5 protein-coding genes and 1 CRISPR repeat array are annotated in these 14999 nt (G+C 45.1%); all 5 genes read right to left on the reverse strand.

Annotated elements, in window-relative coordinates:
- Positions 1 to 204 precede the first annotated feature (204 nt).
- Positions 205 to 1212, reverse strand: coding sequence for a protochlorophyllide reductase (locus QUB04_RS09605; protein WP_333099251.1), 1008 nt, complete (start codon positions 1210 to 1212; stop codon positions 205 to 207).
- A gap of 654 nt (positions 1213 to 1866) precedes the next feature.
- Positions 1867 to 2985 carry an alkene reductase gene (locus tag QUB04_RS09610; RefSeq protein WP_333283663.1) on the reverse strand — a complete coding sequence of 373 codons (1119 nt, stop codon included), beginning with the start codon at positions 2983 to 2985 and terminating at the stop codon, positions 1867 to 1869.
- A 124-nt stretch (positions 2986 to 3109) separates the two neighbouring features.
- Positions 3110 to 3265, reverse strand: a complete 156-nt coding sequence (locus QUB04_RS09615) for a transposase (protein ID WP_333283665.1) — start codon at positions 3263 to 3265, stop codon at positions 3110 to 3112.
- Between the two features lie 71 nt (positions 3266 to 3336).
- Positions 3337 to 13386: direct repeats of the CRISPR family, unit length 37 nt; unit sequence GTTTCAATCCCTGATAGGGTTTTAGGTTGTTTTCGGC.
- 302 nt (positions 13387 to 13688) lie between these two features.
- Complete coding sequence (gene cas2, locus QUB04_RS09620; RefSeq protein WP_333283667.1) at positions 13689 to 13961, reverse strand: CRISPR-associated endonuclease Cas2; 273 nt, start codon at positions 13959 to 13961, stop codon at positions 13689 to 13691.
- 15 nt (positions 13962 to 13976) lie between these two features.
- Positions 13977 to 14981 (reverse strand): type I-D CRISPR-associated endonuclease Cas1d, encoded by a 1005-nt coding sequence (gene cas1d, locus QUB04_RS09625; protein ID WP_333283669.1) that lies wholly within the window; start codon positions 14979 to 14981, stop codon positions 13977 to 13979.
- Positions 14982 to 14999: the final 18 nt, after the last annotated feature.

Here is a 14999-nt window from a genome sequence, read left to right on the forward strand (position 1 = left end):
GCATCTTGCCCGTTCTTGAGAATGGTGCAAGATGTGAGTTACAACGGGCATAGCCACTAAAAAAGCCGGTTTCTTTGATTGTGGTGCATCATCCCAAATCCGACTTGAATCGCCCCTTTATTATTGAGTCCGCGTCTACCCACATCCTGTGCGTAGACGCGGTTTCAACAGCCAAGTCTTATAAAGGGGGTTTGTAACTTTGAATTATGCAGAGCGGCCCGCACCAGCCGCAGCACCCATTTGAGCGCCGTCAGTCAATCCCACCAACTTAGCGCTCAACTCCCACATCCGCTCGCCTTTTTCATCATCGCGGGCCTGGGGAGAAACCTTTTGCACAAAAGACTTACCATCTTTTTTCTGGCGATTTCCCCAACTCCAATAAGCCCCAGATTGCTTGTATTCTGGATCAGCAACCACCATCGCCAGCCTTTCTCCCGCCAACTCCTGCGACACGTAACCCCCGGTGATATTCTTCTGAAACAGCGGGAACAGCTTCTGAAATAGGGGATAGTGGTTGCGGAAAAGTGGCGTATCCGCGACGCATCCCGGATACAGCGAAGTGAAAGTAATCCCCGTGGATTCGTGAAAGCGGCGGTGCAATTCCCGCATCGTCAGCACGTTGCAAACTTTGCTATCTTTGTAAGCCTTGACCGGTTCAAACTTCTTGCCATCAACCATCGAAATCGGGTCTTTGAAACCCGCTTCAAAACCCTCAAACTTGCCCAAATCCGGGCGCGGCGGAATCTTCCCGCCCAACTCGTCTGGATTGTGAGTCACGGTTCCCAAAATCACGATTCTGGCATCGGAATAATAGGAAGGCTTCATATTTTCCATCATCAGGTTGCACAGCAGGAAATGACCCAAGTGATTGGTAGTCATCGTCAACTCGTAACCCTCCGGGCTCCGCAGCGGTTCCTTAATCAAAGGCATATAAATGGCGGCGTTGCACACCAAAGCGTCCAGAGGCCGGCCGCTGGCTTTAAATGCGCGAGCAAACCGGCGCACGCTCTCCAAATCGCCCAAGTCAATCTCCATGATGGAGAAACTGCCTTCAGGTATGCCCAACTCTCGCGCGGCGTCTCCGGCTTTCCGCACGTCCCGACAGGCCATGACTACGTGCCATCCCTTGTCTGCGAGAGCTTTCGCGCCGTACAAACCGACGCCGGAGGAAGCGCCGGTAATGATAACCGTTGATTTGTGATTTTGTGCCATCTTGTTAAAAGCGCTTCCGCTATGGATTTTTTTCAGGCACTCAAACGCTGAGCTAGCAGCTTGGATGTTTTGAAGTACCCTATGGTTATTAGGATATGGGGAAACGTTCTCGATCTCAACTGGGAGCCTCTCACTTTTGCAGCCAAGCTAGAAATTGGAGGCAGGAGAGGGGAGGCAGGGGGCAGGAGGCAGGGGACGGGAGGCAGGAGCCATAAGAAGTGTTTTTACAAATAATAAATACTCGTTTTCAACGGGGGATGAAAATTAAATATGAGTCCAACTCCGACTCTTATTTGGAGAAATTAACCATACATCTTTTATATCATGTCCAATCGATTGACCGCGATTAAAGACCGGGGCGGGTTTACAGATTTTCCCGTTTGTATTCAATATCTTGGTGAACCCGCCCATACAGGAATCATGGTTAATTGACCGGACATGATATTAGGGGCGGGTTGACCATTCTCTATGATGCACTTACTCGGTATTTATTGATAAACCCGCCCCTAAAAACTCAACTAAGAAATAGCTGCTGGTTCCTGATATAGCAATCCTAAATGATTCAGATACATTTGTAGGGGTAGTGCTACCCCTACTCCCCGTGCCTACCCCCTATCTATCGGGCAACCGGGCGTGGGATTGCCCCTACAATAATTATGCAAATGATTTAGGATTGCTATAGGTAGGAAAATCGATATAACCTTCAGGCCCAAAAGAATACCAGACGCCGACTTCAGCAGGCGGATTGAGCGGCCAACCATTAGTAAAACGCTCTACCAAGTCAGGATTGCTGATAAAATCCCGACCAAAAGCTATTAAATCGGCAAGTTTGCTGCTCAGGGCCGTTTCAGCCTGTTCTTGAGTATATCCGCAGTTGCCGACGAGCGGCCCTGCAAACACATCGCGAAACTCTCCTATCATCATCGGCGTTCCCAATTCGTGAAAGCCAAATGCCAGACCGTCTACCAAGTGCAGGTAAGCTAAATCATAGGCATTTAACTGCTTCGCGAAATACAGAAAATCTTCGCGGTAACTGGGAGAACCCATGTCATTGTAAACACCGTTGGGAGAAAGTCTAACTCCCACTCTGTTTGCCGGATATACTGTGATTATTGCCTCGACAATTTCCTTAAGAAAACGGTAGCGATTTTCAACTGATCCGCCATAGGAATCAGTGCGGTGATTGGTTTTGGTTTGCAGGAATGTGTCAATGAGATAGCCGTTTGCCGCGTGAATTTCTACACCGTCAAAACCTGCCATTTTTGCCCGTTCCGCCGCCTTGCGATAATCTTCTACAACCAGGGAGATTTCATCGGTTTCTAGAGCACGGGGAGTTTCGTAGGGTTGTTTGCCTACAGGGGTATGAATGCCTTCTCCGTTTATTTTGATGGCAGAGGCTGCAACTGGCAATTGATTGTTTTGATGAAAACTGCTGTGGGAAGCTCGTCCGCAGTGCCAAAGCTGCATGAAAATCGGCGTTTCGCGGGCATGAACCGCACTCACAACTTGTTTCCAAGCTTCGCCTTGCTCGTCTGAATAAATACCGGGGGTATTGAGCCAACCATTAGCTTGAGTAGAAACCACTGTGGCTTCTGTAATGATTAAACCAGCGGAGGCTCGCTGAGTGTAATACTCTGCCATCAAGGCGTTGGGCATCCGCGCTTCACCGGCTCTGGCTCTCGTCATGGGTGCCATGAGTACCCGGTTTTTTAAGGATAAATCTCCGATTTTGAAGGGACTGAGTAGGAGTGGAGAAGTTGTTTGAGTGGTCATAATTTTGAGGTTTTGTCAACTGAAGAATCTGGGAAATTACATTTAGCAACGGCCGGTGTTATGCTCCCAGGCGCAAGACATCCAAGGGTCGCCAAAATGTAAGCAATCAAACTCATCAAGCTGTTTACGAATTTGACTTTTTAGCCAAGACTCTTCTTTGTTCAATTTTGTTAAACTCTGGAGAGTATGGGGGTAAATATAATAGTCTACACCGTGTTGTTTGAATCAATTCCTGAATCCGACCACTTTTATCAAATGTGAGATTATCGATGAGCACCACCGCTGCAGTGAGTGTTGGAAGTAAATTTGTTTAAGGCCAAGGAGATGAGTAAGGAGATGGATAGCTGCGAGGTTTCAATCCCTGGTAGGGTTTTAGGTTGTTTTCGGCTCAACTGTTGACGGCACATTGAGAGGTTGGCATATTCAGTTTCAATCCCTGGTAGGGTTTTAGGTTGTTTTCGGCAAAAAGCGCTGTTAAGATCGGGCTTTATTGAGAATGAAGTTTCAATCCCTGGTAGGGTTTTAGGTTGTTTTCGGCTGATGGAATGTGGTTACGGTCGCAGGAATTATGGTTTCAATCCCTGGTAGGGTTTTAGGTTGTTTTCGGCTTACCAGTGCAGTTTTGCCCTCTTTCCAGGAATATATGTTTCAATCCCTGGTAGGGTTTTAGGTTGTTTTCGGCTCAGTTTTTCGGCAATCTGAGGATTCTTCAAGGTTTCAGTTTCAATCCCTGGTAGGGTTTTAGGTTGTTTTCGGCTTGAGGCGATCGGGTACTCCGGCCCTGGCAGCTAGTTTCAATCCCTGGTAGGGTTTTAGGTTGTTTTCGGCTTAGCGGCGTAATTACCTGGCAGATCCTGATAATTTGGTTTCAATCCCTGGTAGGGTTTTAGGTTGTTTTCGGCAATGCTTCTCCGGTTTGCGTGTCAATCACCAACTCGTTTCAATCCCTGGTAGGGTTTTAGGTTGTTTTCGGCCTAATGGGAATTCGGGAATAGTTAGTGTCACTGCAAAAGTTTCAATCCCTGGTAGGGTTTTAGGTTGTTTTCGGCTACTTACTCCTTGGTCTATTTTGATGAATAGAGTAGTTTCAATCCCTGGTAGGGTTTTAGGTTGTTTTCGGCTCTATACGGAAGTACCGTTTCTACGGATAGAAGTTTCAATCCCTGGTAGGGTTTTAGGTTGTTTTCGGCAATTTTCCATCGGTTTTAGCTTGCGAATAAGCGGTTTCAATCCCTGATAGGGTTTTAGGTTGTTTTCGGCCAAACGTCAAGAATTGCTAAACCGGGCAACAAACGGGTTTCAATCCCTGATAGGGTTTTAGGTTGTTTTCGGCGCGCGTTGTGGATGACGTATCCATAATCGTTGACATTGTTTCAATCCCTGATAGGGTTTTAGGTTGTTTTCGGCTGGTTAGTTCAGTGGTGGATACACTGGCTACCGCGCGTTTCAATCCCTGATAGGGTTTTAGGTTGTTTTCGGCTTGACGGGGGAATAGTATGCCGGCACATCACACCAGTTTCAATCCCTGATAGGGTTTTAGGTTGTTTTCGGCTTTAAATTGTTTCGGCAGTGGCACTGCCAATTTGGGCTGTTTCAATCCCTGATAGGGTTTTAGGTTGTTTTCGGCTTTTCTTTACTCTCATTGATGATTGCTGACCTTTTAGTTTCAATCCCTGATAGGGTTTTAGGTTGTTTTCGGCGGGGTACTGGAGTTGGCTCTGTAACTTTGGGAATGTTTCAATCCCTGATAGGGTTTTAGGTTGTTTTCGGCGCTGGGAATTTCCAGGCTTTCCGAATACATCAAGGTTTCAATCCCTGATAGGGTTTTAGGTTGTTTTCGGCTTCACCTCTATATCCCAAGCACATCGTGTGGGGGTTTCAATCCCTGATAGGGTTTTAGGTTGTTTTCGGCCGGTGTGCTATTACTTTGCGGTCTCGCAGGTATTTGTTTCAATCCCTGATAGGGTTTTAGGTTGTTTTCGGCTCGGCTTCCGAGGGTGAGTAAGTTTGAGTAGGTTTAGTAGGTGTTTCAATCCCTGATAGGGTTTTAGGTTGTTTTCGGCACACCTAACGAAACTAACTTACGCTAAGGCTTGTGAGTTTCAATCCCTGATAGGGTTTTAGGTTGTTTTCGGCAGTCTGGGAAAAACACTTACTATTTTATTCCCCGTTTCAATCCCTGATAGGGTTTTAGGTTGTTTTCGGCCCAGCATTTATTGCGATCGCACTTTCACTATCAGGTTTCAATCCCTGATAGGGTTTTAGGTTGTTTTCGGCTCTGGCTCCATTTGTTCGATGTAGGAATTTACGCCGTTTCAATCCCTGATAGGGTTTTAGGTTGTTTTCGGCCTTGATCCATTAGGCGAAAACTAATCTCCGATTCTGTTTCAATCCCTGATAGGGTTTTAGGTTGTTTTCGGCTGAGGCGCATGCTAAAGATGCTGCGATCGAAGTTGTTTCAATCCCTGATAGGGTTTTAGGTTGTTTTCGGCCGATCGAATTCTGTATCGAAAAGTCGCACTACTAGCGTTTCAATCCCTGATAGGGTTTTAGGTTGTTTTCGGCGTGTAACAATACAATACGAAAACGAGCTAGATATTAGTTTCAATCCCTGATAGGGTTTTAGGTTGTTTTCGGCTTCAGGAACTCTATGTTTCACAGGCATATCAAAGGTTTCAATCCCTGATAGGGTTTTAGGTTGTTTTCGGCTGGTATTGACCCCGAAACCTATCGCTTGAACTTTGGTTTCAATCCCTGATAGGGTTTTAGGTTGTTTTCGGCTCCAAGAATAAATGGTCCCCTTTTTCCCTTGCGGTTTCAATCCCTGATAGGGTTTTAGGTTGTTTTCGGCGTAAAAAACTTTTTCATCCACGCCGGAGAAAAGTTGTTTCAATCCCTGATAGGGTTTTAGGTTGTTTTCGGCAGATTGGCAATCAGAGCTCGTATGGGAGTCTGGGAAAGTTTCAATCCCTGATAGGGTTTTAGGTTGTTTTCGGCATGCTTTCGCCCACTATGGAAGAGATTTTACTGCAATGTTTCAATCCCTGATAGGGTTTTAGGTTGTTTTCGGCTTTTCGGCCTAGTAACCTTTTCGGTTTAAGTAGCACCAGCTGTTTCAATCCCTGATAGGGTTTTAGGTTGTTTTCGGCTCAAAGGGGTTTTGGAGCGCGATAAAGGCATGAGTTTCAATCCCTGATAGGGTTTTAGGTTGTTTTCGGCTATTACGAACTGCGCTCGGAAGCTACCGAGAAGCGTTTCAATCCCTGATAGGGTTTTAGGTTGTTTTCGGCTTGATACATTATAGCTCTATTCCCTAGTCCCAACGAGTTTCAATCCCTGATAGGGTTTTAGGTTGTTTTCGGCAAGAAGTGTACCCGCTGTTGTAGTCGTTTTCTTTGTTTCAATCCCTGATAGGGTTTTAGGTTGTTTTCGGCCTGACATTGCGTTCTCCAATATCAAAGGCCTCTGCGTTTCAATCCCTGATAGGGTTTTAGGTTGTTTTCGGCAAGGGCTAGGGATAGATAGAAGTAACCTCTAGAGGCTTTAGTTTCAATCCCTGATAGGGTTTTAGGTTGTTTTCGGCTTTGCCTTTGCCTGGCGAATAAGTTATGTGCAGGATGTTTCAATCCCTGATAGGGTTTTAGGTTGTTTTCGGCGCTTGTCTTGCAGCGGCTATTAGCAAATTGATCAGTTTCAATCCCTGATAGGGTTTTAGGTTGTTTTCGGCCGCTGAATTCCTTTTCTCTAAGGTGAAAGAAGAGAGTTTCAATCCCTGATAGGGTTTTAGGTTGTTTTCGGCACTGACAGAGACAAGTCATACACCCTACGCTCAGTTTCAATCCCTGATAGGGTTTTAGGTTGTTTTCGGCTCACCCAGATTACTACCAACAGTGGAGAGATGACAGTTTCAATCCCTGATAGGGTTTTAGGTTGTTTTCGGCTAGATGGAGATTGGCTAACGGAGGAAGGATTGGGTTTCAATCCCTGATAGGGTTTTAGGTTGTTTTCGGCTCTTCAAAAGTAGTCATCTCAAATGAGATAAAAAAGTTTCAATCCCTGATAGGGTTTTAGGTTGTTTTCGGCGTAACGACGTATTTAGAGTTCTTTTTTTCATTGATGTTTCAATCCCTGATAGGGTTTTAGGTTGTTTTCGGCTTCTGCGACCTGTTGCTCAAAACGGCGTTTTTCAGTTTCAATCCCTGATAGGGTTTTAGGTTGTTTTCGGCACGAGCAATATTACCCGCGCCGACTGCACAAGCGTTTCAATCCCTGATAGGGTTTTAGGTTGTTTTCGGCTCTTTGCTTTGGCTATCTCGATGTGGCGACAAATTGTTTCAATCCCTGATAGGGTTTTAGGTTGTTTTCGGCTATGATAGTAGGTACAGGCCCGTTTAAGTTGGTTATGTTTCAATCCCTGATAGGGTTTTAGGTTGTTTTCGGCTCGCACTGTTAAGCGAGGTTAGAGCAGTAAGTAGGTTTCAATCCCTGATAGGGTTTTAGGTTGTTTTCGGCTGTCTGTGATGATGTTGGTCTAGTCGATGAGGTTGTTTCAATCCCTGATAGGGTTTTAGGTTGTTTTCGGCTTGTATGGCATTAGCGCCTTTAAGTAAAGCTGCCAGAGGTTTCAATCCCTGATAGGGTTTTAGGTTGTTTTCGGCATTGATAGAAGCTTCTGATTTGCCTGGTACTGCTGGATTGTTTCAATCCCTGATAGGGTTTTAGGTTGTTTTCGGCAGGGCGCTATATATTCTCCCTTTTGCGCCATTCCTTTTTGTTTCAATCCCTGATAGGGTTTTAGGTTGTTTTCGGCATTACTTGGTGGATGTCCGTCAAATCAATCTCCATCGTTTCAATCCCTGATAGGGTTTTAGGTTGTTTTCGGCTATGTTCAGGTGTTTTTTCTAGCCAAATATTTTGTTTCAATCCCTGATAGGGTTTTAGGTTGTTTTCGGCTGTTTAGTGTTTTCGCAAGCTCGCTTAGTCTCATAAGTTTCAATCCCTGATAGGGTTTTAGGTTGTTTTCGGCCATTCAACTCCGAACCACCCCAACGAGCCCAGCATAAAATGTTTCAATCCCTGATAGGGTTTTAGGTTGTTTTCGGCATTCTAAGGCGTAACCAAAGAGAAGCCGGAATATATCGTTTCAATCCCTGATAGGGTTTTAGGTTGTTTTCGGCTGGAACAGCCCGTAACAGAGCAAGTTAAATCAGGTTTCAATCCCTGATAGGGTTTTAGGTTGTTTTCGGCTTCAGTTATTCTCCGTCGTTCCCCTGGGCACATCCGAAGTTTCAATCCCTGATAGGGTTTTAGGTTGTTTTCGGCCAAGAGCTTGACCTGTTGATGGTTCCAGACAGCGGTTTCAATCCCTGATAGGGTTTTAGGTTGTTTTCGGCATAAGATTGTTCATGGGTTCCTAGATAGAGTAGGGTTTCAATCCCTGATAGGGTTTTAGGTTGTTTTCGGCCTGCCAATTTTGAAGGAGCATTCTTGGATTTTCTTCAGTTTCAATCCCTGATAGGGTTTTAGGTTGTTTTCGGCTCTTGGAGGAATTTCCATGTCACCGGAAACAGGTATGTTTCAATCCCTGATAGGGTTTTAGGTTGTTTTCGGCAGGCTTTGCGAGTGATGGAAGAGCGGGGTGATGGTTTCAATCCCTGATAGGGTTTTAGGTTGTTTTCGGCCGGATGAAAGGAGACTATAGCCCCGAATATGCCGGTTTCAATCCCTGATAGGGTTTTAGGTTGTTTTCGGCGCGAGGGCGCCGGCCCTTGACAATAATGAAGAGAATTGAGGTTTCAATCCCTGATAGGGTTTTAGGTTGTTTTCGGCTCTTCTACTATTTCTATCCAATCCATCTAGCAGGTTTCAATCCCTGATAGGGTTTTAGGTTGTTTTCGGCCTCAGCGCGGAGCTTAGAGATTATATGACTACTAGTTTCAATCCCTGATAGGGTTTTAGGTTGTTTTCGGCCTAAAATTTTGTAATCCTGCAAGTCTATGAAGAAAAGTTTCAATCCCTGATAGGGTTTTAGGTTGTTTTCGGCGCTGCAATTAATAGCATTCCGTGTCCCGGTTTCCGGCATGAGTTTCAATCCCTGATAGGGTTTTAGGTTGTTTTCGGCTTTCGAGCATTCTTCGCGTTGGAGATACTGGCCCGGAGTTTCAATCCCTGATAGGGTTTTAGGTTGTTTTCGGCTTGGTCATGTTTGGCACTGGCAATGAGTGCTTTAGCGTTTCAATCCCTGATAGGGTTTTAGGTTGTTTTCGGCCTCGGATAGGGGCGATCGCCCAAAAGATTATTCAGGTTTCAATCCCTGATAGGGTTTTAGGTTGTTTTCGGCGCCGCTTCTTAGATTCAAAGATTCAGCAGTAAACTGTTTCAATCCCTGATAGGGTTTTAGGTTGTTTTCGGCTCGTGGTTCCCACCTTCCTGCAGATCATGGGAGCATTGTTTCAATCCCTGATAGGGTTTTAGGTTGTTTTCGGCCAACTTATACAACATCGAACAATGCAGCAACTGGGTTTCAATCCCTGATAGGGTTTTAGGTTGTTTTCGGCGGCGACACTATGAGGGTTCGATCGCCCGAATTGAAGTTTCAATCCCTGATAGGGTTTTAGGTTGTTTTCGGCTCCGATTCGCCGTCTGAAACCGTTGCTGCATCAGTTTCAATCCCTGATAGGGTTTTAGGTTGTTTTCGGCATAATCGCGTTCTCTTTGCTCTTTCTCGTAGTCTGATGTTTCAATCCCTGATAGGGTTTTAGGTTGTTTTCGGCTTTGTCGGAGGAAATATTGGATAGCCGGCTCAAAGTTTCAATCCCTGATAGGGTTTTAGGTTGTTTTCGGCCCGGTACAGGCCTTGCACTTCGCTTAGAGTCATCGTTTCAATCCCTGATAGGGTTTTAGGTTGTTTTCGGCGCGATCGAGATGCAGGCAAGGCGGGCCAATTTCGTTTCAATCCCTGATAGGGTTTTAGGTTGTTTTCGGCTAGTCATTTTCCCTGCACACATCCTCTTTGCTAAAGTTTCAATCCCTGATAGGGTTTTAGGTTGTTTTCGGCCAGGAGAAGTGAAGCTTTGCCCGTCATCAAAGTTGTTTCAATCCCTGATAGGGTTTTAGGTTGTTTTCGGCAAGTGTTGCTCCTACCTATGTTCCCGTCAAATTAGTTTCAATCCCTGATAGGGTTTTAGGTTGTTTTCGGCTTTTCGGCATCGCAACTGCTGGTTTATTAGCTGTTTCAATCCCTGATAGGGTTTTAGGTTGTTTTCGGCTTGAAGTCATTTTGCCATTTCCGCCCCTTTCGCTCGTTTCAATCCCTGATAGGGTTTTAGGTTGTTTTCGGCCGGCGCGCCGTTTCGCTGCCGAACACCGCAACCTTTCGTTTCAATCCCTGATAGGGTTTTAGGTTGTTTTCGGCTTCCCAGGTTTTCTACCGCGAGGTAGTCTTAGGGGTTGTTTCAATCCCTGATAGGGTTTTAGGTTGTTTTCGGCTCGTGTTAGTCGAATAGCTAAAAGTCCTATTTCCATAAAGTTTCAATCCCTGATAGGGTTTTAGGTTGTTTTCGGCAATAATTATATAATACAAAGCGAATTTATCGTTAAGTTTCAATCCCTGATAGGGTTTTAGGTTGTTTTCGGCTATTTAAGCCGCAAGCTTCAGCCTCTTGTTCCATGTTTCAATCCCTGATAGGGTTTTAGGTTGTTTTCGGCCTGAGCCGACTAACGAAGCTTTTGAAAAAGCTATTGTTTCAATCCCTGATAGGGTTTTAGGTTGTTTTCGGCTCTTGTTGCGCTTCAACTTCGGCAACTGGGGTGTAAATGTTTCAATCCCTGATAGGGTTTTAGGTTGTTTTCGGCGAAAGCGGTACTTGCTGCCTGAGTCGTATTTGTGCCGTTTCAATCCCTGATAGGGTTTTAGGTTGTTTTCGGCCATACCTACCTACGGTAGCTAATTGTACAACAAGTTTCAATCCCTGATAGGGTTTTAGGTTGTTTTCGGCCCGCATCCGGCCTTCTGCTGATGGAGATGATATTTAGTTTCAATCCCTGATAGGGTTTTAGGTTGTTTTCGGCGAATCAACGTCGCCAAAACACCCCAAAAAGTAGCAAAGTTTCAATCCCTGATAGGGTTTTAGGTTGTTTTCGGCTTTGCGTCGGCCGAGTGCTACAGTCGTTTCATCAAGTTTCAATCCCTGATAGGGTTTTAGGTTGTTTTCGGCTCAATATTTCCCCACACTCTGCAACAGGGTTTTGAGAGTTTCAATCCCTGATAGGGTTTTAGGTTGTTTTCGGCTGAATTTTCTAAGCTCTCCGAATACATCAAAGACAATGGTTTCAATCCCTGATAGGGTTTTAGGTTGTTTTCGGCTAAGAACGACAGCTTAGTGGTGGTCAAAGACATTGTTTCAATCCCTGATAGGGTTTTAGGTTGTTTTCGGCTAATCCGTTAAAAAACTTTTCAGCAGGGCTAGCCATAAAGTTTCAATCCCTGATAGGGTTTTAGGTTGTTTTCGGCTTGGAACGAGCAATATATAGATGCGCTCTACCATTTCGTTTCAATCCCTGATAGGGTTTTAGGTTGTTTTCGGCTAGCGATGGTAAGAGTAGTTGAGTTCTCCGGTTTGTTTCAATCCCTGATAGGGTTTTAGGTTGTTTTCGGCAGTTTGGACTCAAGAAAGTCCCGAAGTGTTGGGTTTCAATCCCTGATAGGGTTTTAGGTTGTTTTCGGCGCAATTTCTCCCGTGCTGATAATTGCTCAGTGCTCGTTTCAATCCCTGATAGGGTTTTAGGTTGTTTTCGGCTTGCAAGACAAAGCGCCAAGATACTCAAGCAAGTGTCATGTTTCAATCCCTGATAGGGTTTTAGGTTGTTTTCGGCAATGTCCGACATCAGCAAATTAGAAGTGCAATTGAGTCTGGTTTCAATCCCTGATAGGGTTTTAGGTTGTTTTCGGCCTCTGGAGCAACCAAGTCAATCATGAAATGTGATGTTTCAATCCCTGATAGGGTTTTAGGTTGTTTTCGGCAAACGTCGATCGCCCCCGTGGTGTGCACCCAGTTTGTTTCAATCCCTGATAGGGTTTTAGGTTGTTTTCGGCGACCGCTATCAGCTTTATTTGTGGCGCTTTTTGTTTCAATCCCTGATAGGGTTTTAGGTTGTTTTCGGCGGTTTTTGGAGGAATTTGGGATTCGATCTCCCAAGTGTTTCAATCCCTGATAGGGTTTTAGGTTGTTTTCGGCGCGGCTCATGGAGCGATTCTATCCACCGGGCGATCGATGTTTCAATCCCTGATAGGGTTTTAGGTTGTTTTCGGCTCTTGCGGAAAAACCCACATACTTCTTTGGAAGAGTTTCAATCCCTGATAGGGTTTTAGGTTGTTTTCGGCAGCTGGGTTCCTAGCGAAAAGGTGCTAGACGTTATATGTAGGTTTCAATCCCTGATAGGGTTTTAGGTTGTTTTCGGCCCCGCAGTTTTTGGCCTCTTAATCACAAAGTTGTGTTTCAATCCCTGATAGGGTTTTAGGTTGTTTTCGGCGGTGGGGAATAGCGAGCGAGAAACCTCTCGGAAAAAGTGTTTCAATCCCTGATAGGGTTTTAGGTTGTTTTCGGCTACTCAGCTACCACAAGTTGCTAAAGTCGCTAATAGTTTCAATCCCTGATAGGGTTTTAGGTTGTTTTCGGCGGAGACCGATAAGTCCTTAGCGGACAAGTCTTTGGGTTTCAATCCCTGATAGGGTTTTAGGTTGTTTTCGGCTTGTCTAGTGTCTGTCTAGTAGCTGATCGCACTTCACGTTTCAATCCCTGATAGGGTTTTAGGTTGTTTTCGGCTTCGGGTAGCCTCGTACATTGAGGCAATAGCATCCAGTTTCAATCCCTGATAGGGTTTTAGGTTGTTTTCGGCACCAATCATGCGCTTGGATTTTCTAGGCTCGCTGGTTTCAATCCCTGATAGGGTTTTAGGTTGTTTTCGGCACTTGAAAATATCGCACCCGGTGGATTAGAAGTTGTTTCAATCCCTGATAGGGTTTTAGGTTGTTTTCGGCTCTAGTGGAAACCCTACAACAGAAGTATTGCTTTCGTTTCAATCCCTGATAGGGTTTTAGGTTGTTTTCGGCTTGACTGCGGTTGGGCTAATGGAGGCTCGCATCACGTTTCAATCCCTGATAGGGTTTTAGGTTGTTTTCGGCTTGATGGCATAAATCAGAAGCGGTGCATTTTTGCGTTTCAATCCCTGATAGGGTTTTAGGTTGTTTTCGGCTTGAATGCCACCCGTGGCCGGAGTTAAGAAACTGTTTCAATCCCTGATAGGGTTTTAGGTTGTTTTCGGCCCTTAAATGTCAGTTTGGAGTTGAGACTAGCAACAACTTGGTTTCAATCCCTGATAGGGTTTTAGGTTGTTTTCGGCCGCGCAATTACGTTTCAATCCCTGATAGGGTTTTAGGTTGTTTTCGGCCGCCGGGGTCTGGGAGGCTTGAAATATAAGGTTTTCAAGGTTCAGTTGCGTCTGACTGCAATCAATATACCGTTTCAGCGATCGCCCTGTCAAGGGGGCAAAATTCAAATAGACCTCAAACTCTCTCCCAGTAAAGCTTTCAGCATTTGCGTCTGACCAGCATGAGGTACAAACCACTGCAAACCCAGTCCTAGTAAAGCTCTCAGCCATTAAAATTCACCCCCTCAGTTTAACACCTACAGCCAGACGCAAAATCAAACCATAAAGATCGTAGTATCGATCGGTGCCCGGCCGCCAATCCGCTCGATCTTGCCCTGACAGCAAGCGCACAAATAGTGAAACAGGATGCTGTCTTCTTCCGACTTAATCACCCTACTCAGACGTTGGCGCATCCGGGCATACTGAGTATCCGTCACCTCGCAATGAAACACCGAATACTGCTTCCATTCCCCATAAGACTTGAGAATGTTGTGAATCTTAGTGCGGCGCTTGTCCTCAGATATATCGTAGCAAACCAAAACAAACATAACTTAATTGCCTCCCTATCTCAAAATCAGAGGTGGATACTTATCAACTTCACCCATCAAATACTTAGCCATCAGCCGCCCTTGAATTTCAAAAGCTTCTTGATAAGTACACAACTTGCCCATCACAGGATGCTTGAACTTTGACTGCTTCTTTTCTTCGTAAAGTCGCAAAAAATTGTGCAGCGCTTCTTTTGTTAAAGAAACCGCCCCGCTCAACGGTTCTGCCGTAAAATCATTAGGGGAAACTTTCTGCAAATTAATCGCCTTCAACACTACAGCATCAACAACCAAAGGTCGAAATTCTTCCATCAAATCCAGCGCTAACGAAGGACGACCATAGCGCTCAAAATGCAAATATCCCAAATACGGATCAAACCCCACAATATTCACCGCACTTTGAACATCGTGCCGCAGCAGAGAATATCCCAAACTTAACAGAGAATTTATCGGGTCAGTAGGCGGACGGCGGCGGCGAACTTCAAAGCTAAATTCCGGCACGCGAATCAGTTGATTGAAGCAGCCAAAATAAGTCGCACTACCCGCCCCCTCTAATCCTCGCAGAGAATTAATACTCGAAGTTTTGTCAATAGACGCGATGACTTGTTTCAATTGGGCAATGGGTTTTTCAAAATCCTGTGGAGAATATTTGCGCTGACATTCTAACAAAGTATTGCGGTAATTCTTGAGCTTTCCCCGTACAAAACCTCTAACTAAATGCACCGATTTTTCCGATTCCCCAGCCGCTTGCCACTGAGCTTTTCGCACAAAGATATTTTTCGTCATCTCCGGTTCCAACCTCCCCAAATAACGTCCGTTTACAGTCAAAAAACTTAAAGGAATGTGACGTTCCAACAGTTCCACAACCACAGCCGGCGAAACTGTAGCGCGTCCCAATGCAACAACACCATCAATCTTAATTAATGGCACGTCCAACAGATTTTTTTTGTCAGCTTTAACTGTCAGACGTTCATCGACTTTGCCGATAAAAGCATCTTCTTGAGTAATATAAACTGTTCCCATTGTGAATTCTCCTATTTG

The organism is Microcoleus sp. D2_18a_B4 (assembly GCF_036702475.1).
Classification (GTDB): domain Bacteria; phylum Cyanobacteriota; class Cyanobacteriia; order Cyanobacteriales; family Microcoleaceae; genus Microcoleus.